Genomic DNA, 22,693 nt, shown 5'->3' on the forward strand with positions numbered 1-22,693 from the left:
CCGCACGTGGCGATCCCCTCCTCCGACCGGCTCCACGCCACCTCGGTCGCGATCGACGGCGTGGCGGTGCTGATCGAGGGCGCGTCGGGATCGGGCAAGTCCGACCTCGCGTTGCGCCTGATCGACCGCGGCGCGACGCTCGTCAGCGACGACCAGACCTTGGTAGTGCGCGCGGGCAAACTGTTGCTCGCACGGGCGCCGGCGACGATCGCCGGTCGGATCGAAGTCCGCGGCATCGGGATCGTCGCCCTGCCGCATGTCGACGACGTTCCGGTGGGCCTGCTCGTCCGAGTCGATGGCGCGGTCGAGCGGATGCCCGAACGCCGGGCCCGGAAGATCGCCGGGATCGACGTCCGCCAGTTCGCGGTCGACCCGTTCCACGCCTCCGCCCCGATCAAGGTCGAACTCGCCCTACGCAACCCGGAGCCTCTGACATGACCGTTTCGCTATGAGCCGCGCGAGCAAGGATATCCTGCTAGTTACCGGCATGTCCGGCGCGGGTAAGACCACCGTCCTCAAGACGCTGGAAGACATCGGCTGGGAAGTCGTCGACAATCTCCCGCTGCTGCTGCTCGACAGGCTGCTCGACGCGCCGTTGCCCAAGGGGTCGACCGACGATTCGCAGCCGCTGGCGATCGGGATCGGCGCGCGGACGCGCGATTTCGACCCCGAGCGGATTATCGGCCGAATCCGCGATCTTCGAGAGCGTCACGGGATGGAGGTCGGGATGCTGTTTCTCGACTGCGCCGGATCCGAGCTCGAGCGGCGGTATTCCGAGACCCGGCGGCGTCATCCGCTCGGACTCGACCGTCTTGCGCGGGAGGGGATCGGCCAGGAGCGTGAACTGCTTGCGCCGTTGCGCGACTGGGCGAACCGGTTGATCGACACCACGGACATGTCCGCGAACGAGCTCGCGCAGCAGATCCGGTCGAGCTTTGCGGGCGATCATCTCGGCGAACCGACGCTGGCGGTCCAGTCGTTCGGGTTCGCGCGCGGGCTGCCGAGCAACGCCGACCTCGTGTTCGACATGCGGTTCCTGCGCAATCCGCACTGGGACCCGATGTTGCGGCCCGGCACCGGGCTCGACGCCGACGTCTCCGCCTATATCGTTGCCGACCCTGCCTATGAGGATGCGGTCGGCCGGATCGAGGACCTGCTGATCCTGCTGCTCCCCCGCTACCGGGCGGAGGGGAAGTCGTACGTGACGGTCGCGATCGGGTGTACCGGAGGGAGACACCGCTCCGTCCATGTCGCCGAACGCGTGGCGCGGCGGTTGCGCGAGGAAGGTTTTTCGCCCACTGTGCGTCACCGCGACCTGGGGGCCGCACCGCAGGATGCGCTTGAGGGATCGTCGGTCGTCACATGAGTATGAATAGCCCGCTATGATCGGCCTTGTTCTCGTTACGCACGGTCGTCTGGCCGAAGAATTCGTTCGCGCGATGATCCATGTCGTCGGTCCGCAGGAGCGCGTCGCGACGATCGCGATCGGCCCCGACGACGACATGGAAAGCCGCCGCGCCGACATCGCTGCGGCGATCCATGAGGTCGATACCGGGCGCGGCGTGATCGTGCTGACCGACCTGTTCGGCGGCACCCCGTCCAATCTCGCTATCTCGCTGATGGAGCGCGGCCGGATCGAAGTGATCGCCGGAATGAACCTGCCGATGCTGATCCGGCTCGGTTCGGCGCGCAAATCGATGACCGTCGTCGCGGCGGTTGCCGCGGCGCGCGAGGCAGGACGCAAGTACATCTCGGTGGCATCCGAGGTTCTCGGCGAGGCCGCTGCGTGAGCGAGGTGTCGCGCACCGTCCAGATCACCAACCGGCGCGGGCTCCACGCACGGGCCAGCGCCAAGTTCGTCACGCTTGCCTCGTCGCATGCCGTCGAGGTGCGCGTGACCAAGGACGGCTCGGACCATGTCACCGGCACCTCGATCATGGGGCTTATGATGCTCGGCGCGGCGATGGGCGACGCTATCACGATCAGCGCGACCGGCGATGGCGCGGAGCATACGGTCGCCGCACTCGCCGAACTGGTCGAGGCGAAGTTCGGCGAGGATTGACGTCTTTCTCCCCTCCCGCTTGCGGGAGGGGTCGGGGGAGGGCATGAGCGACGGCGTGTTTACAAACCCCTCCCCCAACCCCTCCCGCAAGCGGAAGGGGAGCTAGATGCCCCGCGAGATAACCGCCTTTTCGAACCCGCTGATCAAGTATGTCCGCGACCTGCGCGACAAACGGCATCGGCGCGCTGCCAGGCAATTCCTTGCCGAGGGCCTACGCATTCTGACCGAGGCGCGTGAGACCGGCCGCCTGCCCCGCACATTGTTCTACGCCGCGGCCAGCGCCAACCACCCGCTGGTTCACGCATTGTCGATGGACGTCGAGGATGCCGGCGGCGACTCGGTTCAGACCACGCCCGACATTCTCTCAAAGCTGTCCGGCAAGGACAACCCGCAGGCGGTCGTCGGCGTGTTCGACGAGTTCGACGCGACGCTCGACGACCTCGACCGCACCACGTCCGGCATCTGGCTGGTCGCCGAGCGGCTGCGAGATCCGGGCAATCTCGGGACGATCCTGCGCACCGGCGATGCGGTCGGCGCGGGCGGGCTGATCCTGATCGGCGAGTCGGTCGACCCCTTCTCGGTCGAGGCGGTCCGCGCGAGCATGGGCGCGCTGTTCACGATCCCCGTGGTCAAGACCGAATGGGAACCGTTCCACACCTGGCTGCGCACCGGTCCGGGTCAACTTGTCGGCCTCAGCCTCGATACCGACACGGATTATCGGTCCGCGAAATATACCGGTCCGACCTTCCTGCTTACCGGTAACGAAGCGCAGGGCATGCCGCCCGAGATGGCCGAGGCCTGCGACGTACTCGTGAAGATCCCGATGCTCGGCAAGGCGGACAGCCTCAACGCGGCGGTCGCGACCGCGGTGATGGCGTATGAAGTGCTCGCCCGGCAGGAAAAATCCGCCGCTTCCGCCTGAACCGACGAAATAGGCCCGATTGGCAATGCTTAGCGAGTCCGGTTCAGCTATGGGTGGGGTGCGTCGTGCGAAAGCATCGACGAGATACGGGTAGACAGGATGAGTATGGCGCGCGGTTTGGATGATGGACGAGTGAAGAGCGGCATGGTCCGGCTGGCGCTGACGGCGGCACCGCTGCTGCTGGCGACGCCCGTGTTCGCGCAGGTGACGCCGCCGCCGATCGTCCCCTCGGTGCCGGCGGTCGTCCCGACGCTCGCGCCGCCGGTGATCACCGTGCCGACGCTGAGCGACAAGCAGGCGACGCAACTCGACAAGCTGCTAAACGGCGATATCGTCGCGCAGGGACTGAAGTCCGCCGCTACCGCGACGACGATCGCGCCGAGCAAGGACGAGCTGGTGCGCGCCGCGCTCGATCATGCGCGCGCGGTTCATGCCGGTCGCCTCAGCGAGGCCGATTTCCAGAAGGATTGGGGCTTGCGTCCGCCTGCCTATGATCCGACGCCGGCGTTCGCCGACGCGGTGCGGCAGGACCGGATCGCGGCGTGGTTCGCCTCGCTGCCGCCGCCCTATGCTGGCTATGACGGCCTGCGAAAGGGACTTCAGAATTATCGGTCGATCGCCTCGGCGGGGGGCTGGCAGACGCTGGCGTCGGGTCCCGACTTCACGATTGGCGCGACCGGTCCGCGCGTGCTCGCGCTGCGCAAGCGCCTGGCGGTTGAGGACAAGGACGTCGATGCCAACGGCGACAAGTTCGACGCGCCCCTGCTCGAAGCGGTTCGTCGCGCGCAGCGTCGCTACGGCCTGAACCCGAGCGGGATCGTCTCGACCCAGACGCTCGCCGCGCTGAACGTGTCGGCGGGCGATCGCGTCCATCAGATCATGGCGAACATGGAGCGCTGGCGCTGGCTGCCGCAGAACCTGCCGCGCGATCGGATCCAGGTGAACATCGCCGCTGCCGTACTGACCGTGTTCGACGGCGACGTCCCTGTGCAGTCGATGCGCGCGGTGACCGGTCGGCCGGGCGACGAGACGCCGATGCTGTCGTCGACGATCCACAGCATCGTCATCAATCCGCCCTGGAACGTGCCGACCTCGATCGCGACCAAGGAATTGTGGCCTAAGGAACGCGCCAACCCCGGATACTTCAAACGCAACGGCTTCAAGGTGATCGGCGGGACGCGGTTGCAGCAGCAGGCCGGCGACCAGAGCGCGCTTGGCCGCTTCAAGTTCGACTTCCCCAACGACTATTCGGTCTATCTCCATGATACGCCGAGCCGCGCCAAGTTCGCGAGCTTCAGTCGGCTTTCGAGCCATGGCTGCGTACGCCTTGAAAAGCCTGCCGAACTTGCCGACCTGTTGCTGAAAGGCGACCCGACCTGGACGCCCGAGATGGTCGACGCCACGGTCGCGAAGGGCGATACGGTCCGCGCGCCGCTGATCAAGCCGGTCTCGGTCTATTTGCTCTACTGGACCGCGTTCGCCAGCGGCAACGGCCAAATGAACTTCCGCGCCGATCCCTATGACTGGGACGGCATCCTCGCTTCCAAGATCGAGGCGCGCACCGCACGCCAGACGATCGCCGCTCGCTGAGAGACACGCCATGACGATATCCCGCACCCGTACCGCCATCGCCGGTGGCCTCCTCGCCGCGATGGCGCTGGCCAGCTGCTCGCGCTCCGAGCCAGAGCAGCCGCCGACGGATACCAACATGGTCGAGGATACCGGCGTGAGCGAGACCGAGGCGGCCCCCGCCCCGGTCGAGGCGGCACCGGTCGAGACTCCACCGCCTGCCCCGGCCATGGTCGAGCCGCCACGCGAGAAGCCGATCACGCCCGATGAGCAGATGCAGGACGACGCCGATGCCACCGGGATGACCGCCCGCGTCAACCGCGACGATGCACCCGCGGCGAACGAAGCCGAACCGCAGCAGTAGTTCGTTCTCCTGCGGACGCAGGAGCCCAGGATAACGGGCGTTGACGCCTGTGATCCTGGCTCCTGCGTAAGCAAGGTCAGGCTGCCATCGCCGCCATCACCCGGTCGCGCAGCGCGACGGGGCAGATCAGCAGGTCGGGCATGTAGACATCCCGACAATTATACACGAGTGGCGAACCGTCGATCCGGCTGCAATGCAGGCCGAACGCCGCCGCCACCGCGACCGGCGCGGCGGAATCCCACTCATACTGGCCGCCCGAATGGAGGTAGATGTCCGCCTCGCCGCGGACTACCGCCATCGCTTTTGCGCCTGCCGAGCCCATCGGGATCAACGTCGCACCTAGCACCTCGGCGACCTTCACCGCCTCGGGCGCGGGCCGTGTCCGACTAACGACCATCCGCAGCGGATCGCCCGGTGACGGCACCGGCGCAGGCTGGTCGGAGCGCAGCACCACGCCTAGTCCCGGCAATGCGACAGCACCAACGGTCGCGACCCCGTTGATCGCGAGTGCGACATGCACCGCCCAGTCGTCGCGCGCCTCACCATATTCGCGCGTGCCGTCGACCGGATCGACGATCCACACGCGCGACATCGCGGTCCGCGTGCCGTCGCAGCGACGTTCCTCCGACAAAAGGCCGTCGTCAGGCCGCGCGTCCTGCAGCGCATGGACAAGGAAGGCGTTGGCCGTCTCGTCCCCGGCCTTGCCGAGCGCACCCGGCGAAAACACGCCCGACCGCCGCACTTCAAGCAGCAAGCGCCCTGCCGTCTCCGCCAGATGTGCGGCGAGTTCGCCGTCGGTCATCGCGCTCATGGGATCAGCATCGCGACGATCGCGTCGGCCGCCTCGTCGGGGGTCATCTCCGTCGTATCGATCCGGATCTCCGGGTTGGCCGGCGCTTCATAGGGCGAGTCGATTCCGGTGAAGTTGGCGAGCTTGCCCGCGCGCGCCTTCGCATACAGCCCCTTCACGTCGCGGCGCTCGGCGTCCGCAAGCGGCGTGTCGATATGCACCTCGATGAACTCGCCCGGCGCGATCATCTGCCGCACCATCTCGCGCTCGGCGCGGAACGGCGAGATGAACGCGGTGATCACGATCAGCCCGGCATCGGTCATCAGCTTGGCGACCTCGCCGACGCGCCGGATATTCTCCACGCGGTCCGCATCGGTAAAGCCGAGATCGCGGTTCAGCCCGTGGCGGACATTGTCGCCGTCCAACAGGAAGGTGTGGCGGTTCATCCTCGCGAGCTTCATCTCGACCAGATTGGCGATCGTGGACTTGCCCGCGCCCGACAGCCCGGTGAACCACAACACCGCGGCCTTCTGGTTCTTCAGGCTAGCGTGCGCCTCGCGGCCGATGTCGGTCGCCTGCCAGTGCACGTTCTGCGCGCGCCGCAGCGAGAAGTGCAGCATGCCCGCCGCGACCGTTGCGTTGGTGATCTTGTCGACCAGGATGAATCCGCCGAGCTGGCGATTGTCCGCATAGGGTTCGAACACCAGCGGCCGGTCGGTCGACAGGTTCGCGACACCAATCGCGTTCAGCTCCAGCGTCTTGGCAGCAAGCCGTTCCATCGTATTGACGTTGATCGCGTATTTAGGCTGCTGGATGGTCGCCGTCACAGTCTGCGTCGCGAGCTTTAGCCAATAGGAGCGGCCCGGCAGCATCGCCTCGTCCGCCATCCACACGACCGTCGCCTCGAACTGATCGGATGCCTCGGGCGGCGAGTCCGCCGCAACGATCACGTCGCCGCGTGAACAATCGATCTCGTCTGCCAAGGTCAGCGTCACCGACTGCCCGGCGACCGCACGCGGCAAGTCCCCGCCGAACGCGACTACGCGAGCGATCGTCGAGGTCCGCCCGCTCGGCAGCACGCGTACGGCATCACCCGGCGCGATCGATCCGCTGACGACCAGCCCCGAGAACCCGCGGAAATCGAGGTTGGGCCGATTGACCCACTGCACCGGCATCCGGAACGCGCCCGCCTGATCCTCGCTGACGTCGAGCGTCACCGTGTCGAGATGGTCGATCAGCGTCGGCCCGTCATACCAAGGCGTGTTCGCGCTCGGGGCCGTGATGTTGTCGCCCTTGAAGCCCGAAATCGGCATCGGCGTGAAGCCGGCGATCCCGATCGAGCCCGCAAACGCCGCATAGTCCGCAACGATCCGATCGTAGGTCGCCTGGTCGTAGCCGACGAGGTCCATCTTGTTGACCGCGAGCACGAGGTGGCGGATGCCGATCAGATGCGCGAGATAGCTGTGGCGCTTGGTCTGCGTGAGGATACCCTTGCGCGCATCGACCAGGATCACCGCGAGATCGGCGGTCGACGCGCCGGTGATCATGTTGCGCGTGTATTGTTCATGCCCCGGCGTATCGGCGACGATGAACTTGCGCTTCTCTGTCGAGAAATAGCGATAGGCGACGTCGATCGTGATGCCCTGCTCGCGCTCGGCAGCGAGGCCGTCGACCAGCAACGCGAAGTCGATCTCTTGGCCTTGCGTGCCAACCTTCTTCGAGTCGCTCTCCAACGCCGCGAGCTGATCCTCAAAGATCATCTTAGAATCGTACAGCAAGCGCCCGATAAGCGTCGACTTTCCGTCGTCCACCGACCCGCAGGTGATGAACCGGAGCAGGCTCTTGTGCTGGTGCTGGAGGAGATAGGCGTCGATGTCCTCGGCGATAATATCCTGCACCTGATAGGCGGACTCCTGCGTGCGCGTAGCCATCAGAAATAGCCCTCCTGCTTCTTCTTCTCCATGCTGGCCGAGCCCGCATCGCGGTCGATCGCGCGGCCCTGGCGTTCGCTGGTGGTGGTCAGCAGCATCTCCTGGATCACTGCTGACAGAGTGTCGGCCTTGCTCTCGACCGCGCCGGTCAGCGGGTAGCAACCCAGCGTGCGGAAACGAATCGAGCGCTCGACCGGCACCTCGCCAGGCTCAAGCCGAAAGCGATCGTCGTCGACCATCAGCAACATCCCGTCGCGCTCGACGGTCGGGCGCGACGCGGCGAAATAGAGCGGGACGATCGGGATATCCTCGAGCTGGATATATTGCCAGACGTCGAGCTCGGTCCAGTTCGAGATCGGGAAGACGCGGATGCTCTCGCCCTTCGCTTTCCGCGCATTGTAGAGGTTCCAGAGCTCGGGGCGCTGCTGCTTGGGATCCCAGCGGTGATGTGCGGCGCGGAACGAGAAGACGCGTTCCTTCGCGCGGCTCTTCTCCTCGTCGCGCCGCGCGCCGCCGAACGCCGCATCGAATCCGTGCAGGTCGAGCGCCTGCTTGAGCCCCTCGGTCTTCCACATATCGGTGTGGAGCGCGCCGTGATCGAAAGGATTGATCCCGCGCGCCTCGGCCTCGGGGTTCTTGTAGACGAGCAGTTCCATGCCGCTCTCTGCCGCCATCCGGTCGCGCAGATCGTACATCGCCTTGAACTTCCACGTCGTATCGACATGCAGCAGCGGGAATGGAGGCGGCGACGGATAAAAGGCTTTGCGCGCGAGATGCAGCATCACCGCGGAATCCTTGCCCACGCTGTAGAGCATCACCGAGCGCTCGCACTCGGCGACCACCTCGCGCAGGATATGGATGCTCTCCGCCTCGAGCCGCTGGAGATGCGTGAGCGACACGGGGCCGGTATCTGAAGTTTTCGTCATCTCCTCAGACGTAGGGCGTCGGGGCGGCGCGTACAGCATCGTATTTCTCGCCCGCCCCCAAGATCGAGCATTACCCCTCGGCTGGATCCAGCATCAGCGGGGCATGCCGATCGACCAGCGTCGCGCTCGCCGTGTTCAGGCCGATGACCTCGACCTCGCGCCCGTGGCGGCGAAGCTTATCGACGACGGTTTCGAGCGCACCGACTGCGGTCACGTCCCAGAGATGAGCGTTGGTCAGATCGATGCGGACGGCGCGCGCTCTTTCGCGCAGGTCGAAGCGGTCGGCGAAGATGTCGGCGCTGGCGAAGAAGATCTGCCCGCTTACCCGGTAGATACGCGTGTCGGTTGCCACGTCGTGATCGATCGCGACGTCCATCAGCCGGGTGACCTTCCAGGCGAAGAACACGCCGCTCAGCAGCACCCCGACGCCGACGCCGAGCGACAAATCGTGCGTCGCGACGGTGACGACGACGGTCGCGACCATCACCGCGCTCGACATCTTGGGATGCCGCGCGAGGTCGCGGAGCGAGCCCCAGGAGAAGGTGCTGATCGACACCATGATCATAATCGCGACCAGCGCGGCAACCGGTACCTGCGCAACCCACGGCCGCAGCGGCACCATGACGATCAGCAGGAACACGCCTGCCACGAGGGTCGAAAGCCGGCCGGTGCCGCCGTAGCGGACGTTGCCGACGGTCTGGCCGATCATCCCGCACCCGGCGATCCCGCCGAACGCGCCTGCGGCGATGTTGGCCAGGCCGAGGCCGGTGCACTCGCGCGCTTTCGAGCTGGTCGTCTCGGTGAGGTCGTCGACCACGCTGGCCGTCATCATCGATTCCAGCAAGCCGACCGCCGCCATCGCGAACGCATAGGGCGCGACGATCCGCAGCGTCTCCCAAGTGAAAGGCACGTGGGGAAGGCCGAGCGACGGCAGTGAATCCGGCAAGCGGCCGAGATCGCCCACTGTCTTAAGCGGCATCGGAAACCACATCGCGATCGCGGTGAGGACGACGACGCAGATCAGCGGCGACGGGATCGCGCTCGAGATCCGGGGCATAAGGTAGATGATCGCGAGGCCGCCGGCGATCATCGCATAAGCCTGCGAGCTGACACCGACCATCTGCGGCACCTGCGCGGAAAAGATCAGGATCGCGAGCGCGTTGACGAAGCCGGCATGGACCGATTTCGAGACGAACCGCATCAATATGTCGAGCTTGGCGAGCCCGAAAGCGATCTGGAGCGCGCCGGCGAGCATCGTCGCGACGAGCAGATATTGCAGGCCGTGCGCGTGGACAAGCGCGGCGGCTACGAGCGCGACGGAGCCTGCCGCGCCGGAGATCATCGCAGGGCGTCCGCCGGCAAACGCAATGACGATGCCGATCACGAACGAGGCGAACAGGCCGACTTCGGGATCGATGCCGGCGACGAACGCAAAGGCGATGACCTCGGGGATCAGCGCAAAGGTGCCGACCATGCCGGCGAGGACGTCACGGCGCGCGGCCGTCGGGCCGCTGAACCATTCGGCCCGGTAACGAGAAAGTGATGTCATGTGTGTATCCGCAAAGGACGCTAGAACCGCGGCGGTTGCGCGGGCGGTTCATTCGAGCGGCGTCGGTGCGTTGTCCGGCGGATCGGCGGCCGGAATAGCCACCCGGAATTGCACCGGGTCCAGGGCGAGTGAAGCTTCGTTAGCGGAGCGGGTGCTGCATTGCAACATGCCGTGCGGATGGGGAACGCGACCTGCATACTTCCGTCATGCCGGGCTTGTTCCGGCATCCACGGCTCCGCATTCTCTGCAGCGTTTGATCTCGCGGAACCGTGGCCCCCGGAACAAGCCCGGGGTGATGGAGTGGATTGGGCGACCTCGCCTGGGGACGCTGATCAGCCCGTTACGTAAATAGATCCACGACCTCGGTGCCCTCACCCACCGCCTGCAACAACAGCGTCCGGTGGCAGTGACACGGGTCACGCTCGTAGCAGAGCAGCGCGCTCGGCTTCTCCGCTGCCAGCCCGAGCATGATCGCGGCCGCCGCCTGCGCCTCGGGCAATTCGAGTTGCTCGTCATACACCGCGGTCAGCGTCGCGACGTCGCCCTTCTTCGCTGCATCGCGTCCGCGCTTCGGCGTCCCGAGCGCCTTCAGATGTACGTAATCGATCTCGATCTCGCGCAACGCGGCGGCGAGCGAGGTCTTCGAAAACCCTGGTCGCCTCGACAAAGGAAGTGCACGGACGTCGATCACGCGCTGCACCCCCGCCGCCTTCAGCGCCGCCAAGAAATCGGCCATCGTCGTGGCTTCGTAGCCGATCGTGAAGATCTTTGTAGGTTTCGTCATACAGGCGAAGTGGGAGTGCCAGCCTGACACGACAACCGCTGACACGACGGGCATCCCGCGCTATCTGACCGGAATGACCCACGATATTCACGTCATCGGCGGCGGCCTCGCCGGTTCCGAAGCTGCCTGGCAACTCGCTGAAGCGGGCCTCAAGGTCCGCCTCTCCGAAATGCGCGGCAGCGGCGAAGAGACGCCTGCGCACCAGACCGACGGCCTCGCCGAACTCGTCTGCTCGAACAGCTTTCGCTCGGACGATGCGGAAAGCAACGCGGTCGGGCTGCTGCATCAGGAACTGCGCACGCTCAACTCGCTGATCATGCGTCAGGCGGACATCCACCGCGTCCCCGCCGGCTCGGCGCTTGCGGTCGATCGCGACAATTTCTCGAACAGCGTGACGGAGGCGATCGACCAGCATCCGAACATCACGTTGGTGCGCGAACGCATCGATGCGTTGCCCGATGGCCCGACGATCATCGCCACCGGGCCGCTCACCGCCGCCTCGCTCGCCGCGGGGATTGGCGCCGAGACCGGCCGCGAGGCACTCGCGTTTTTCGACGCACTCGCCCCGATCGTTCACCGCGACTCGATCGACATGGAGACGGCGTGGTTCGCGTCGCGCTGGGACAAGGGCGAGGGCAAGGATTACATCAACTGCCCGATGGACAAGGACCAGTATCTTGCCTTCCACCAGGGCCTGATCGATGGCGAAAAGACCCCGTTCAAGGAGTGGGAGAAGGACACGCCCTATTTCGACGGCTGCATGCCGATCGAGGTGATGGCGGAGCGCGGGGTCGATACGCTGCGCTATGGCCCGATGAAGCCGGTCGGGCTCGATAATCCCAAGACCGGGCGTTGGCCGCACGCCGTCGTCCAGCTTCGCCAGGACAATGCGCAGGGTACGTTGTGGAACATCGTCGGCTTCCAGACCAAGATGAAGCACGCCGACCAAGTCCGCCTGTTCCGCACCATCCCCGGCTTGGAAAACGCGGAGTTCGCGCGACTGGGCGGCTTGCACCGGAATACGTTCATCCGCTCGCCCGAACTGCTGGACGAGACGCTGCGGCTCAAGTCGCGCCCGAACATCCGCTTCGCCGGCCAGATCACCGGATGCGAAGGCTATATCGAGAGCTGCGGGATCGGCATGCTCGCGGGGCTGTTCGCCGTGGCCGAGCTGACCGGCAAGACGCTGACGCCGCCGCCCTACGCGACCGCGCTCGGCGCGCTGCTCGGCCACATCACTGGAGGGGCCGAGGTCGAGACGTATCAGCCGATGAACGTGAACTTCGGGCTGTTCCCGCCGATCCCCGGCCGGACGAAGAAAACCGATCGCAAGCGGATGTACACCGATCGGGGTCGCGTGGCGTTGGCGGAGTGGCTCAACTCTCCTCGGCAACAGCCTGAGCCGGTGGACAATTCACCCGAGCTGGCCCCTTCCGCTTGACCGCGGTCGTGGCAAATTCGGGCGCGGTCATCGCGCCCGATTTGTCACGGTCCGCGTCGGCGAACTTGGTCGTCGCCTTCACCGCCCATTCGTCGAACGACAGCTTGCCGTCACCGTCCACATCCAACCGCGCGTAAGCCTTGCGTCGCTGGACCAGATATTCCTCGCGCGTGATCTTCGCATCGCGATCCTTGTCGTAGCGATCGAACCGCTTCTGCTCGCGAGTCTTCTCCGTGGCTTCGGGGGCGGCATCGGGTAGCGGATCGCTGGCGACCGCGGCGCCGCCAACCTGCGATATCGGTTGCGGCGGCAGCAGCGGCCCAGGTCGTGCATCGCCGTTGAAAAACATGAACCCCGCGACGATCAACGCGATCACCGCCGTCCCGCCTGCCAGATACCGCCACATCGCCGCCGCTCCTACTGCCCAGGCCGTACGCTAGGCCTCGCGGGCGGCGATCCCCATTTGATTGGTCAGTATCCGGTCAGTCTATGCCACGCCAACCGCCCGACCCGCTTCGGGCTGCTCGGCGGCGCTGGCGAAGCCGAAACGTCGAACCGCGCCGACAGCGCCAGGGCACCAAGCGCGCGCGCTTTGACGGGCCAGCGGCGATGCAATGCCGCGTCGAGTGCCTCGCCCGCCCGCGTGCGTGCTAACGCACGACTGGGCGCGTCGCTTAACCGCTGCGACAGATCGGCGAGCGCCCAGCCCTCGCCCGCCTGCCCGATCCGCGAATCCGTCACCGACAGCACTGCACCGGCCAGTTCGAACAACCGCCGCCCCCGATCGCGCGCGAACCGGTCCACGGCGGTCGCATCTAGCACCGGCTCCAACAAAGCCTCCCAGCCATCGGTCATCCCCGCCAGCATCACCCCCGACACGCCCACAGGCAACACGCACGCCTGGAGTGCGGTCAAAACCGGTTCGGCTGGCGCCGGGGCAGTATCGAGCCGCCCCAGCGCCTCGTACCACCACGTCAGCCGCATCTGCCCGACCAAAGGCTCGCGCGTCGTCCGCAGGATCGCGCCTAAAGTATCGTCGAGCGCGAACAGCGCTTCCAAGGCGGGGCGCTCGGCCGCCTCGGCATAGCCCATCGCCAGCCGAAATTCAGGTTTCGTCATCGGGTTTCCTAAGCTTTACACCGTGGTCGATGCCGGATGGGCCAACCGCAGCGTAAACATTCCTTAAGTCGCGCATGCGATACGGATTTCGGGTGGATTCAGATCAACTATGACGATGCTTTACGACGATATGCCGGTACGGCGCCAGCTATCGCGGCCGGCTTGGGCAACGATCGTGCACGAAACGCGTGGCTCGCCGGCGATCGAGTTCGCCATCGTCGCGCCGATGTTGATCGCGCTCCTGCTCGCGATCACCCAGATCGCGCTGTTCTTCTTTGCCCAGCAAAATCTGGAAACCGTCGCGGAAAACTCCGTGCGCAAGTTAATGACCGGTAATGCGCAGCAGACCAACATGACCCAGGCCCAGTTCAAGAACGCGGTCTGCGCGGATCTTCCGCGTTTCATGAAATGCGCGAACCTGATGATCGATGTTCGTACCGCGAACTCATTCTCGGATGCCAATACGGGTGCGCCCACTATCACGTACGATTCGACGGGTAAACCAACGAATCTCCAGTTCGCGCCCGGCGGCGCGGGCAGCATCGTCATCGTCAAGACGATGTACGTGTGGGACGTCGCCGATGGACCGCTCGGCTTCGACATCTCGAACATGTCGAACAACAAACGATTGCTGATCGCCACGTCGGTCTTCAAGACCGAGCAATACGCATGACCGGCGCGCTTCTGGGCAGGCTTGCGCGTGACACGCGGGGAGTCTCGCTCATCGAGTTCGCGATCTCGCTGCCATTCCTGATCCTGCTTTTCACCGGCAGCTTCCAGTTGAGCGATGCAGTGGCGGCCAATCGCAAGGTCACCATGGCGACCCGGACGATCGCCGATCTCACCTCGCAATACACGGCCGTATCCGATTCAGACCTCGATACCATCCTGAATGCCAGCCAGCAGGTCTTGGCGCCTTATTCTGCAGATGCCGCGACAATGACGGTGACGCTGGTGAAGACCGACGCGCTGTCCCGGTCCACGGTCGCCTGGAGCGATGGGAAGAATACCACGGGTCTCAGGCCGTGTTCCGCCTTCAACCTGCCGCTTGCGATCAAGCAGGCCGGCACATCGATGATCGTCGCGCAGGTAGTCTATAAGTATAAGCCGACGTTCGGCGCGACCTATATCGGCATGATACCGCTGACCGAAACGATCATCATGAGTCCGCGTGGATCCACCACGATCACATACTCGGGCCCGTCATGCTAATGCTCCCGAAAACCGGTGTAACATCATGAAGATATCCTTCAAATCCTCAATGCGGCGGTTGATGGGAGATCGGCGCGGTAACGTGCTGATGATCATGGGATTTGCGACGATCCCGATGGTGTTCGCAACGGGCATGGCGATCGATTACTCGGGTGCCGCGCGGCTACGTACCAAGTTGAACGCCGTCGCCGACGCGGCCGCTCTCGCTGCGGTCACCACGCCGATGATGAGCCAGACGAGGGAAGCAGGCGCGCTTGCCGCCTACACCATGTTCACATCGCAGGCGTCTAACATCAAGGGATTGGAATACACCGTAACCTCTCCGGTGATCACCTCGACCGCAACCGTAGCGTCGTACGACTATGGCGCGTTCAAGATCGTCATCACGCAGACCAATTCCACCGGAATCAATCGCACCGCGGTCGTCAGCTACAAGGCGCGTTCGCAGAACAGCTTCGCCGGCGTGCTGGGCATGGCGACACTGCCGATCAGTGGATCCTCGACGACGAACGCGAAGGTCGCTCCGAACATCGACTTCTACGTCCTGCTCGACACATCGGGATCGATGGCGTTTCCAGCGACGTCCGGCGGGATCACCCAGTTGCGATCGCTGACCGGCGGCTGCGCATTCGCCTGCCATTCGACCAATGACGCGACTGCGCGGTCCAAGAATGGATCATACACTGATTATTACGGCGTCGCCCTTTCCTACGGTATCCCGCTGCGCGTCGATGAGGCCCGCAAGGCAGTGCAGTCGATGATGGCGCAGGCGACCCAGACATCGGCTAACAACAACGCCGATTATCAAGCCGCGATGTACACGTTCGCGGCGGCCGATCCTCGAGCCCCCAACAGCTTCAAAATGCTGGCAAGCCTGACTGATAATCTTCAGTATGTTTCGGATAGAGCGGCGCAGGCCCAGACATCATTATATTATAACAACGGCTGCCCGACCAAAGGTTTTTGCAATAACGATGCCGATACTGGATCGAGCGATGCCTTTGTGAAGATGAATGCCCTCATGCGCCTTCCCGGAAACGGAACCAATGTCCTAGGCGACAGGCCTCAAGGGATCATGTTCGTCATCACGGACGGTATGCGTGACGAGCAACGGGCATCGGGTGTTCCCGAGATCGCATTCGACACCTCATGGTGTGCTGCCGTCAAAGCCAAAGGTATTCGCGTTGCGATCCTCTATACCGAGTATCTAAAAATGTCGATGGATGGCGACGCGTGGTCCCAAGCCAATGTCGTGCCCTATCTGAGCCAAGTCGAACCCGCGCTACAGAATTGTTCGTCCGACGGGCTTTACTACAAGGTCACGACCGACGACGATATTTCGACTGCTCTCAATCGCCTCTTCTCGCAAGCCGTGTCCACCGCCCGCATCACGCAGTAGGCGGTGGACACGAGAAGCGTTATTACTTGTACGTAACCTTCTTCACCGCCTTCACGACCTTCGCGACATCGACCAGCATCAGCTTCTCAAGATTTGCCGCATAGGGCATCGGTACGTCTTCGTTCGTCACGCGCAGCACCGGCGCGTCGAGGTCGTCGAAGCCGTGCTCCATCACCACCGACACGATCTCCGAGGCGATCGAGCAGGTTGCCCAATTCTCTTCGACGATGATCATGCGGTTGGTCTTGGCGAGGCTCTTCAGCACCGTCTCGGTGTCGAGCGGGCGTAGCGTGCGCAGGTCGATGACCTCCGCGTCGATACCCTCCTCGGCGAGCTTGTCGGCGGCTTCGAGCGAAATGCCGACGCCGATCGAGTAGCTGACGATCGTGACGTCCTTGCCCTCGCGGACGATCCGCGCCTTGCCGATCGGCAGGACGTGGTTGTCGAGCTTGGGGACGTCGAAGCTGCGGCCGTACATCAGCTCGTTCTCGAGGAACACGACCGGATCCTCGGTGCGGATCGCGGCCTTGAGCAGGCCCTTTGCGTCCGCCGCGTCATACGGCGCGATCACGATCAGGCCGGGGACGCTGGCATACCACGCCGCAAAGTTGTGCGAATGCTGGGCACCCACGCGCGACGCCGCGCCGTTCGGACCGCGGAACACGATCGGGCAGCGCATCTGCCCACCCGACATGTAGTTGGTCTTGGCGGCCGAGTTGATGATGTGGTCGATCGCCTGCAACGCGAAGTTGAAGGTCATGAACTCGACGATCGGGCGAAGACCGCCCATCGCCGCACCCGCACCGATGCCGGCGAAACCGTATTCGGTGATCGGCGTGTCGATCACGCGACGGTCGCCGAACTCGTCGAGCAGGCCCTGCGTCACCTTGTACGCGCCCTGATACTGCGCGACTTCCTCACCCATCACGAAGACGCGGTCGTCCTCGCGCATTTCCTCGGCCATCGCGTCGCGCAAGGCTTCACGGACGGTCGTCTTGACCATCTCGGTGCCCTCGGGGATCGCCGGGTCGGAGATGCCGACCTTCTCGGCCGACGCGACCAGCTGCTGCGTGCCGCTCTCGGCCTTGGCGGGCGAAGCGCCTTCGGGAACCGGGGGAGCCTTGTCGTCCGACGGCGTTTCCTTGGGCGCCGCGTTGGCCGCATCGCCCGAGCGTGCTTCCGCAGGCTTCTGGTCGCTCGCGCTCTCGCCCTCTTCGAGGATCGTCGCGATGACGGTGCCGACCTTCACGTTGTCGGTGCCCTCGGCGACGCTGATCGAACCGATCGTACCTTCGTCGATCGCCTCAAACTCCATCGTCGCCTTGTCGGTCTCGATCTCGGCGAGGATGTCGCCCGACTTGACGCTGTCGCCTTCCTTGACGAGCCACTTGGCCAGCGTGCCCTCTTCCATCGTTGGGGAGAGCGCGGGCATCTTGATCTCGATCGCCATCAGTACTTCTCCACCAGAACGTCGGTGTAGAGCTCGGCAGCATCCGGCTCCGGGGTCTGCTCGGCGAAATCGGCGGCTTCGTTCACGATTTTCCTGATTTCCTGTTCAAGGGACTTGAGGTCCGCCTCGGTCACGCCCTGCGCGTCGAGCAGCTTCTTCATGTGATCGATCGGATCCGACTTGTCGCGGACCGCCTGAACCTCGTCACGCGTGCGGTATTTCGCCGGATCGGACATAGAGTGGCCACGATAGCGATAGGTCTTCATCTCGAGGATGACCGGGCCCTTGCCCGCGCGGACCCAGGCCAGCGCTTCCTCGGCGGCACCGCGGCAGGCGAGCACGTCCATGCCGTCGACCTGGATGCCGGGAATGCGGAAGCTCTCGCCGCGGCGATACAGCTGGTCCTCGGCGGAGGCGCGGTTGACGCTCGTGCCCATCGCATACTGGTTGTTCTCGATCACGAAGATGATCGGGAGCTTCCACAGCTCGGCCATGTTGAAGCTCTCGTACACCTGGCCTTGGTTCGCGGCGCCGTCGCCGAAATAGGCCATGCAGATGCCGCCGTCGTTCGAGTATTTATGCTTGAACGCGAGGCCGGTGCCGAGCGACACCTGCGCACCGACGATGCCGTGGCCGCCGTAGAATTTATGCTCGGTCGAGAACATGTGCATCGACCCGCCCTTGCCCTTCGAGATCCCCGAATTGCGCCCGGTCAGCTCGGCCATGATCACCTTGGGATCGATCCCGTAGGCAAGCATGTGGCCGTGATCGCGGTAGCCGGTGATCACCGAATCGGTCTCGCCGTTGAGCGCGGACTGCAGGCCGACAGCGACCGCTTCCTGGCCGATGTAGAGATGGCAGAAGCCACCGATCAGGCCCAAGCCATAGAGCTGGCCCGCTTTTTCCTCGAAACGGCGGATCAGCAGCATCTGCCGATACATTTCGAGCAGTTCGTCCTTCGACGCTTCGTACGGCTTTGGTTCGGCCGGTCGTTCGCGGTTCGTAATCGGCGGTTCGGCGATTGCGCGTGCTGGTGGGGGGGTCTTGGCCACGATGTGGGAAACCTCGTTTTCCGTAGGGGAGTTGAGGGAGCCTATAGGCGCGGACGGGGCGGAACATCAATTCCCGTCTGGGGTATGTCCGTTTTGGGGGCTTGGGATGGGGCGCTCGATAGGTCGCGCGAGCCCTACCGCACGAGCAAACCACCCCGGCGAAGGCCGGGGCCCAATTGGTAAGGTTGTAGTAACGACGCTCATCGCTCAGTTGGCGACGTCCCCCAATTGGGCCCCGGCCTTCGCCGGGGTGGTGCCGATATGCAGGGATAGCGGTGGTGACGATCCGGTTGCTCAGATGGGATACCCCCGCCTCCTTGTTCTCCCGCGAAGGCGGGAGCCCAGACTGGGCTCCCGCCTTCGCGGGAGAACATGCTACGTCCGACTGAGTCACTATCCCTACCCCAAGCAAAGCTCCGGTTGCCCTCCCCTTGCACCACCGCCTAAAGCCAACCGCAATGGACTCCACCGCAGACCCCCATCAGCATCCCTTACGGATCGCCAATTTCCGCGCCTATTGGCTGTCCCGCTTCACCGGCACCATAGCCGTCAGCGCGATGTCGATCGTGATCGGGTGGCAGGTCTACAACATCGCCCGTGAGACGATGGACATCCGCGAGGCCGCCTTCATGCTCGGCATGATCGGGTTCGCGCAGTTCGTGCCGTTGTTCCTGCTTACCCCGATCACCGGGCTCGTAGCGGACAGCTTCGACCGCCGCTGGATCGTCCGCGGCACGACCGCGCTGCTGGTTGTCACCGCCGCGACATTGTGGTTGCTGACCTGGACCGGCCACCTCACGCTCGGCGTGCTGTTCGTCGCCGCGGTCGCGTTCGGCGTCGCCCGAGCCTTCTCCGGCCCGGCTTATTCCGCGCTCGCCCCCAACCTCGTCCCCCGCGCCGTCCTCCCGACCGCGATCGCGATCAGCTCGATCGCCTGGCAGGTCGGCACGATCGCGGGCCCCAGCGTCGGTGGCCTCCTCTACGCGATCCACCCGGAGGTCGCCTACGGCGTCGCGACGATCCTGTTCGTCGTCGCGCTCCTCTTCATGTTCCTGATCGGCCCGGTGCCGCAGCCCGCCGCGCAGACCGATCATCGCCCCCTCGCCCGGATCATCGAGGGCTTCACCTATGTCCGGCGCAACCGCCTCGTCCTCGCGACGATCACGCTCGACCTGTTCGCGGTGCTGCTCGCGGGCGCAACGTCACTGCTCCCGGTCTATTCGCGCGACATACTCCACGTCGGGTCTCAGGGGCTTGGCGTGCTTGCGGCGGGCATGGGCATCGGCGCGGCGGTGACCGCGATCTGGTTCTCGTTCCGGCCGATGAGCAGCAATGTCGGCGTGAAGATGCTGATCGCCGTCGTCGTGTTCGGCCTCGCGATCCTCACCTTCGGCGTCGCCACACCGATCGTGAACCTGCTCGGCATCGCGCCCGGCACGATCGGCGGCATCCCCGTCCAGCCTGCCTTCGTCCTCAGCCTCGTCGCGCTGATCGTCGCGGGCGGCGCGGACATGATCTCGGTCTATGTCCGCCAGTCGCTGATCCAGCTCCACACCCCAGACGCGATGCGCGGCCGCGTCAGCGCCGTGTCGCAGCTCACGATTTCGGCGTCGAACGAACTGGGCGAATTCGAGAGCGGCGTGATGGCGTCGCTGCTCGGCCCGGTCGGCGCAGTGGTGTTCGGCGGCGTCGGTGCTATTGCGATCACGATCGGCTGGGCGCGACTGTTCCCGGAACTAGGCCGCGCCAAAACCTTTGATCCCCCAGAGATCCTAGAGACCGAACCCGAACACGGAGAAGCCAAGCCATGAAGGCCAACTCGATCCTCGATACGATCGGCAACACGCCGCACGTCCGCCTGTCGAAGCTGTTCCCCGAATCCGAAGTCTGGGTGAAGTCCGAGCGCTCGAACCCCGGCGGGTCGATCAAGGACCGCATCGCGCTCGCGATGATCGAAGCGGCCGAGAAGGACGGCCACCTCCAGCCGGGCGGCACGATCATCGAGCCGACCAGCGGCAACACCGGCATCGGCCTCGCGCTTGTTGCCGCGGTGAAGGGATACAAGATCGTCCTCGTCATGCCCGAAAGCATGTCGATCGAACGCCGCCGCCTGATGCTTGCCTACGGTGCGACGTTCGACCTGACTCCACGCGAGAAGGGCATGAAGGGCGCGATCGAGCGCGCGAAGGAACTGGTCGAGCAGACGCCGGGCTCGTGGATGCCGCAGCAGTTCGAAAACCCTGCGAACATCGCCGTGCATGTCGCTACGACCGCACAGGAAATCCTCGCCGACTTCCGCGACACGCCGATCGACGTGATCATCACCGGCGTCGGCACCGGTGGCCACATCACCGGCGTCGCCGAGGCGCTGAAGAAGGAATGGCCGTCGCTGAAGGTCTACGCGGTCGAGCCCGCAGCCTCGCCGGTGATCGCCGGCGGCCAGCCCGGCCCGCACCCGATCCAGGGCATCGGTGCCGGTTTCATCCCGGTCAATCTGCACACCCAGGCGCTCGACGGCGTGATCGAGGTCGATGCCGCGGTGGCGAAGGACATGGCGCGCCGCTCGGCGACCGAAGAGGGCATGCTGGTCGGCATCAGTTCGGGCGCCACGCTCGCAGCGATCCTGCAGAAGCTCCCCGATCTCCCTGACAACGTTCGGATTCTCGGCTTCAACTACGACACCGGCGAGCGCTATCTGTCGGTCCCGGACTTCCTGCCCGAACAGTGACACGTCCTACGTCCGCGCGCGGCGCATCCTCTTCCGCGCGCGGGTTTACCGCGTTGCATGGCATTCTGACCGGTATCGCCGGGCTGGCGATCGTCGGTCCGGCCTTGGTCGTTGCCAACGCGCCGGTCATCGTCCCGGCCAAGCGCATGGCGCTGCCGCGGCAACGCGTCGTCCCGAAGGCCGAGATACCCCAGGTCGAACCGTTGAAGTTCGTCGACCTGACGCCGACCGACGCCCGCGCCTTCAACGCGACCGTCCCGTTCTCGACCGAGCCCAATCCGGCGGCCAAGCCGTTCCGCTTCGCCGGTGCGCCGGACGACCTCACGCGGGCGACCGACTGTATGGCGGCAGGGATTCTCTACGAAGCCGGCGACGACACGCTCGGCGAACGCGCGGTGGCGCAGGTCGTGCTCAATCGCTTGCGCCATCCGGCCTTCCCCAAGACCGTGTGCGGCGTGGTGTTCGAGGGACAGGACCGTAGCACCGGCTGCCAGTTCAGCTTTAGCTGCGACGGCGCGATCACGCGTTGGCACCCGACCGAGGACGCCTGGCGTCGCGCGCGCGAAGTCGCCACCGCGGCGCTCGGCGGCGCGGTGTTCAGCCAGGTCGGTTATGCCACGCACTATCATACCGACTGGGTCGTGCCCTATTGGCAGTCGAGCCTCGACAAGATCACCGCGGTGCACACGCATCTGTTCTTCCGCTGGTCCGGCTGGTGGGGGACGCCGGCGGCGTTCGGCCGTCATCCCGAAACCGTCGAACCGGTCATCACCCAGCTCGCCGGCCTGTCCGACGCGCACAAGACCGGCGCGGCCTTCGACGAAGCGCAAGCGGCGTTGGCCGAGGCCTCCGCGGCGATGGGGTTCGTCACGGCAGCGGAGTCGGATGACGCTGGCGCCGATGACGCCTCCGCGCGGCGCATCGACGCGGATACCGTCGTGGTCGTGTTCCCGCGCGGGCAATCGCCCGACACGCTCGTGACGGCTGCGACGCAGTCGTGCGGTAATCGGTCGTTCTGTCGGTACATGGCGTGGCTCGACGGCACGAAGGTGCCCACGTCGCTGCCGCTCGACACCGCGCAGATGACCTCGCTGACGTTCAGTTATCTGCGCGATCGGTCGAACGGCTATGAACGCGCGTTGTGGAACTGCCGCGAGTACAAGCGCGCGGATCCATCGCAATGCCTCCAGCCGCCGGGAACGAAGATCGCGGCCCCACCGCCTGCGGCACCAGATGCCACTGCCAAGCCACCCGCAGCGGCGGACCTCAACGGCGTGAGGCGGAAGCCCGCGGCTTCGTCCGATCCAGTCGCACCGGCACCCAAAGCCGTCGCCGGTCAGTAAGTCGCAAAGGCCTGAAGGCGATCAACAGTTCGAGGGATGCGGCACATCGTCG

The 22,693-nt window shown here is 65.1% G+C and carries 23 protein-coding genes and 1 other annotated feature; of the genes, 14 read left to right on the forward strand and 9 right to left on the reverse strand.

All coding sequences use genetic code 11. From position 1 onward, the window contains the following. The first annotated feature begins 6 nt into the window (after positions 1–6). The 7 genes from C8J44_RS02200 (at position 7) to C8J44_RS02230 (ending at position 4,917) form a co-directional block, all read left to right on the forward strand. Positions 7–438, forward strand: a complete 432-nt coding sequence (locus C8J44_RS02200; protein ID WP_121903189.1) for an HPr kinase/phosphorylase — start codon at positions 7–9, stop codon at positions 436–438. 10 nt (positions 439–448) lie between these two features. Further along, positions 449–1,366 carry an RNase adapter RapZ gene (gene rapZ, locus C8J44_RS02205; protein ID WP_121903190.1) on the forward strand — a complete coding sequence of 306 codons (918 nt, stop codon included), beginning with the start codon at positions 449–451 and terminating at the stop codon, positions 1,364–1,366. A gap of 16 nt (positions 1,367–1,382) precedes the next feature. After that, positions 1,383–1,790: a PTS sugar transporter subunit IIA gene (locus C8J44_RS02210; RefSeq protein WP_056048813.1), complete on the forward strand. Its 408-nt coding sequence runs from the start codon at positions 1,383–1,385 to the stop codon at positions 1,788–1,790. Next, complete coding sequence (locus C8J44_RS02215; RefSeq protein ID WP_121903191.1) at positions 1,787–2,062, forward strand: HPr family phosphocarrier protein; 276 nt, start codon at positions 1,787–1,789, stop codon at positions 2,060–2,062. Before C8J44_RS02210 ends, C8J44_RS02215 begins: the two co-directional genes overlap by 4 nt. A 106-nt stretch (positions 2,063–2,168) precedes the next feature. Beyond that, positions 2,169–2,984, forward strand: a complete 816-nt coding sequence (locus C8J44_RS02220) for an RNA methyltransferase (RefSeq protein WP_121903192.1) — start codon at positions 2,169–2,171, stop codon at positions 2,982–2,984. A gap of 144 nt (positions 2,985–3,128) precedes the next feature. After that, a complete protein-coding gene (locus C8J44_RS02225) occupies positions 3,129–4,574 on the forward strand; it encodes a L,D-transpeptidase family protein (protein WP_121903193.1) in 1,446 nt (481 codons plus the stop codon). 10 nt (positions 4,575–4,584) lie between these two features. Next, positions 4,585–4,917, forward strand: a complete 333-nt coding sequence (locus C8J44_RS02230) for a hypothetical protein (protein WP_121903194.1) — start codon at positions 4,585–4,587, stop codon at positions 4,915–4,917. Between the two features lie 76 nt (positions 4,918–4,993). Here the strand turns inward: C8J44_RS02230 and C8J44_RS02235 are convergent, their stop codons facing one another. The 5 genes from C8J44_RS02235 to C8J44_RS02255 form a co-directional block, all read right to left on the reverse strand. After that, positions 4,994–5,719, reverse strand: coding sequence for a 3'(2'),5'-bisphosphate nucleotidase CysQ (locus tag C8J44_RS02235; protein WP_404969185.1), 726 nt, complete (start codon positions 5,717–5,719; stop codon positions 4,994–4,996). A 5-nt stretch (positions 5,720–5,724) separates the two neighbouring features. Continuing rightward, complete coding sequence (gene cysN / locus C8J44_RS02240) at positions 5,725–7,638, reverse strand: sulfate adenylyltransferase subunit CysN (protein ID WP_121903196.1); 1,914 nt, start codon at positions 7,636–7,638, stop codon at positions 5,725–5,727. Continuing rightward, positions 7,638–8,564, reverse strand: coding sequence for a sulfate adenylyltransferase subunit CysD (cysD, locus tag C8J44_RS02245; protein ID WP_121903788.1), 927 nt, complete (start codon positions 8,562–8,564; stop codon positions 7,638–7,640). Before cysD ends, cysN begins: the two co-directional genes overlap by 1 nt. A gap of 70 nt (positions 8,565–8,634) precedes the next feature. Then, positions 8,635–10,113: a SulP family inorganic anion transporter gene (locus C8J44_RS02250; protein WP_121903197.1), complete on the reverse strand. Its 1,479-nt coding sequence runs from the start codon at positions 10,111–10,113 to the stop codon at positions 8,635–8,637. 68 nt (positions 10,114–10,181) lie between these two features. Further along, positions 10,182–10,237 (reverse strand) — a sequence feature (sul1 is cis-regulatory element that is thought to sense ions involved in sulfur or methionine metabolism; They are found in Alphaproteobacteria). A 216-nt stretch (positions 10,238–10,453) separates the two neighbouring features. Then, a complete protein-coding gene (locus C8J44_RS02255) occupies positions 10,454–10,897 on the reverse strand; it encodes a DUF488 family protein (protein ID WP_121903198.1) in 444 nt (147 codons plus the stop codon). A gap of 73 nt (positions 10,898–10,970) precedes the next feature. On the opposite strand from C8J44_RS02255, the gene trmFO reads away from it, so the two are divergent. Next, a complete protein-coding gene (trmFO, locus tag C8J44_RS02260; protein WP_121903199.1) occupies positions 10,971–12,338 on the forward strand; it encodes a methylenetetrahydrofolate--tRNA-(uracil(54)-C(5))-methyltransferase (FADH(2)-oxidizing) TrmFO in 1,368 nt (455 codons plus the stop codon). Here the strand turns inward: trmFO and C8J44_RS02265 are convergent. Further along, positions 12,274–12,744, reverse strand: a complete 471-nt coding sequence (locus tag C8J44_RS02265) for an EF-hand domain-containing protein (protein ID WP_121903200.1) — start codon at positions 12,742–12,744, stop codon at positions 12,274–12,276. The genes trmFO and C8J44_RS02265 overlap by 65 nt on opposite strands. A 65-nt stretch (positions 12,745–12,809) precedes the next feature. Further along, positions 12,810–13,457 carry a squalene/phytoene synthase family protein gene (locus tag C8J44_RS02270; RefSeq protein WP_121903201.1) on the reverse strand — a complete coding sequence of 216 codons (648 nt, stop codon included), beginning with the start codon at positions 13,455–13,457 and terminating at the stop codon, positions 12,810–12,812. A 109-nt stretch (positions 13,458–13,566) separates the two neighbouring features. Here C8J44_RS02270 and C8J44_RS02275 point away from each other — a divergent pair, with 109 nt between their 5' ends. The 3 genes from C8J44_RS02275 to C8J44_RS02285 are packed head-to-tail and all read left to right on the forward strand — an operon-like array spanning position 13,567 to position 16,068. Then, positions 13,567–14,130 carry a TadE/TadG family type IV pilus assembly protein gene (locus C8J44_RS02275; protein ID WP_259466668.1) on the forward strand — a complete coding sequence of 188 codons (564 nt, stop codon included), beginning with the start codon at positions 13,567–13,569 and terminating at the stop codon, positions 14,128–14,130. Continuing rightward, entirely contained in the window at positions 14,127–14,669 is a 543-nt protein-coding gene (locus C8J44_RS02280; RefSeq protein WP_121903202.1) for a TadE/TadG family type IV pilus assembly protein, read from the forward strand. Before C8J44_RS02275 ends, C8J44_RS02280 begins: the two co-directional genes overlap by 4 nt. A 25-nt stretch (positions 14,670–14,694) precedes the next feature. Further along, on the forward strand, positions 14,695–16,068 hold the full coding sequence (locus tag C8J44_RS02285; protein ID WP_121903203.1) for a TadE/TadG family type IV pilus assembly protein: 1,374 nt from the start codon (positions 14,695–14,697) through the stop codon (positions 16,066–16,068). Between the two features lie 22 nt (positions 16,069–16,090). Here the strand turns inward: C8J44_RS02285 and C8J44_RS02290 are convergent, their stop codons facing one another. Together C8J44_RS02290 and pdhA are read right to left on the reverse strand one after the other, a co-directional pair. After that, entirely contained in the window at positions 16,091–17,518 is a 1,428-nt protein-coding gene (locus tag C8J44_RS02290) for a pyruvate dehydrogenase complex E1 component subunit beta (RefSeq protein ID WP_121903204.1), read from the reverse strand. Next, on the reverse strand, positions 17,518–18,570 hold the full coding sequence (pdhA, locus tag C8J44_RS02295) for a pyruvate dehydrogenase (acetyl-transferring) E1 component subunit alpha (RefSeq protein ID WP_056048766.1): 1,053 nt from the start codon (positions 18,568–18,570) through the stop codon (positions 17,518–17,520). Before pdhA ends, C8J44_RS02290 begins: the two co-directional genes overlap by 1 nt. A gap of 458 nt (positions 18,571–19,028) precedes the next feature. Here pdhA and C8J44_RS02300 point away from each other — a divergent pair, with 458 nt between their 5' ends. The 3 genes from C8J44_RS02300 to C8J44_RS02310 are packed head-to-tail and all read left to right on the forward strand — an operon-like array spanning position 19,029 to position 22,641. Further along, the gene (locus tag C8J44_RS02300) at positions 19,029–20,381 is read left to right on the forward strand and encodes an MFS transporter (RefSeq protein ID WP_121903205.1); all 1,353 of its coding nucleotides are present in this window, start codon (positions 19,029–19,031) and stop codon (positions 20,379–20,381) included. After that, entirely contained in the window at positions 20,378–21,298 is a 921-nt protein-coding gene (gene cysK, locus C8J44_RS02305) for a cysteine synthase A (protein WP_121903206.1), read from the forward strand. Before C8J44_RS02300 ends, cysK begins: the two co-directional genes overlap by 4 nt. Then, complete coding sequence (locus C8J44_RS02310) at positions 21,295–22,641, forward strand: cell wall hydrolase (RefSeq protein ID WP_259466669.1); 1,347 nt, start codon at positions 21,295–21,297, stop codon at positions 22,639–22,641. Before cysK ends, C8J44_RS02310 begins: the two co-directional genes overlap by 4 nt. Positions 22,642–22,693: the final 52 nt, after the last annotated feature.

This window comes from Sphingomonas sp. PP-CE-3A-406, assembly GCF_003688625.1.
GTDB lineage: Bacteria > Pseudomonadota > Alphaproteobacteria > Sphingomonadales > Sphingomonadaceae > Sphingomonas.

Excerpts from the sequence above, each read along its gene's own strand:
- rapZ (WP_121903190.1), top strand. The coding sequence starts at position 449 with ATGAGCCGCGCGAGCAAGGATATCCTGCTAGTTACCGGCATGTCCGGC.
- C8J44_RS02210 (WP_056048813.1), top strand. The coding sequence starts at position 1,383 with ATGATCGGCCTTGTTCTCGTTACGCACGGTCGTCTGGCCGAAGAATTC.
- C8J44_RS02220 (WP_121903192.1), top strand. The coding sequence starts at position 2,169 with ATGCCCCGCGAGATAACCGCCTTTTCGAACCCGCTGATCAAGTATGTC.
- C8J44_RS02225 (WP_121903193.1), top strand. The coding sequence starts at position 3,129 with ATGGTCCGGCTGGCGCTGACGGCGGCACCGCTGCTGCTGGCGACGCCC.
- C8J44_RS02230 (WP_121903194.1), top strand. The coding sequence starts at position 4,585 with ATGACGATATCCCGCACCCGTACCGCCATCGCCGGTGGCCTCCTCGCC.
- C8J44_RS02235 (WP_404969185.1), bottom strand. The coding sequence starts at position 5,719 with ATGACCGACGGCGAACTCGCCGCACATCTGGCGGAGACGGCAGGGCGC.
- cysN (WP_121903196.1), bottom strand. The coding sequence starts at position 7,638 with ATGGCTACGCGCACGCAGGAGTCCGCCTATCAGGTGCAGGATATTATC.
- cysD (WP_121903788.1), bottom strand. The coding sequence starts at position 8,564 with ATGACGAAAACTTCAGATACCGGCCCCGTGTCGCTCACGCATCTCCAG.
- C8J44_RS02250 (WP_121903197.1), bottom strand. The coding sequence starts at position 10,113 with ATGACATCACTTTCTCGTTACCGGGCCGAATGGTTCAGCGGCCCGACG.
- C8J44_RS02255 (WP_121903198.1), bottom strand. The coding sequence starts at position 10,897 with ATGACGAAACCTACAAAGATCTTCACGATCGGCTACGAAGCCACGACG.
- trmFO (WP_121903199.1), top strand. The coding sequence starts at position 10,971 with ATGACCCACGATATTCACGTCATCGGCGGCGGCCTCGCCGGTTCCGAA.
- C8J44_RS02265 (WP_121903200.1), bottom strand. The coding sequence starts at position 12,744 with ATGTGGCGGTATCTGGCAGGCGGGACGGCGGTGATCGCGTTGATCGTC.
- C8J44_RS02270 (WP_121903201.1), bottom strand. The coding sequence starts at position 13,457 with ATGACGAAACCTGAATTTCGGCTGGCGATGGGCTATGCCGAGGCGGCC.
- C8J44_RS02275 (WP_259466668.1), top strand. The coding sequence starts at position 13,567 with ATGACGATGCTTTACGACGATATGCCGGTACGGCGCCAGCTATCGCGG.
- C8J44_RS02280 (WP_121903202.1), top strand. The coding sequence starts at position 14,127 with ATGACCGGCGCGCTTCTGGGCAGGCTTGCGCGTGACACGCGGGGAGTC.
- C8J44_RS02285 (WP_121903203.1), top strand. The coding sequence starts at position 14,695 with ATGAAGATATCCTTCAAATCCTCAATGCGGCGGTTGATGGGAGATCGG.
- C8J44_RS02290 (WP_121903204.1), bottom strand. The coding sequence starts at position 17,518 with ATGGCGATCGAGATCAAGATGCCCGCGCTCTCCCCAACGATGGAAGAG.
- C8J44_RS02300 (WP_121903205.1), top strand. The coding sequence starts at position 19,029 with ATGGACTCCACCGCAGACCCCCATCAGCATCCCTTACGGATCGCCAAT.
- cysK (WP_121903206.1), top strand. The coding sequence starts at position 20,378 with ATGAAGGCCAACTCGATCCTCGATACGATCGGCAACACGCCGCACGTC.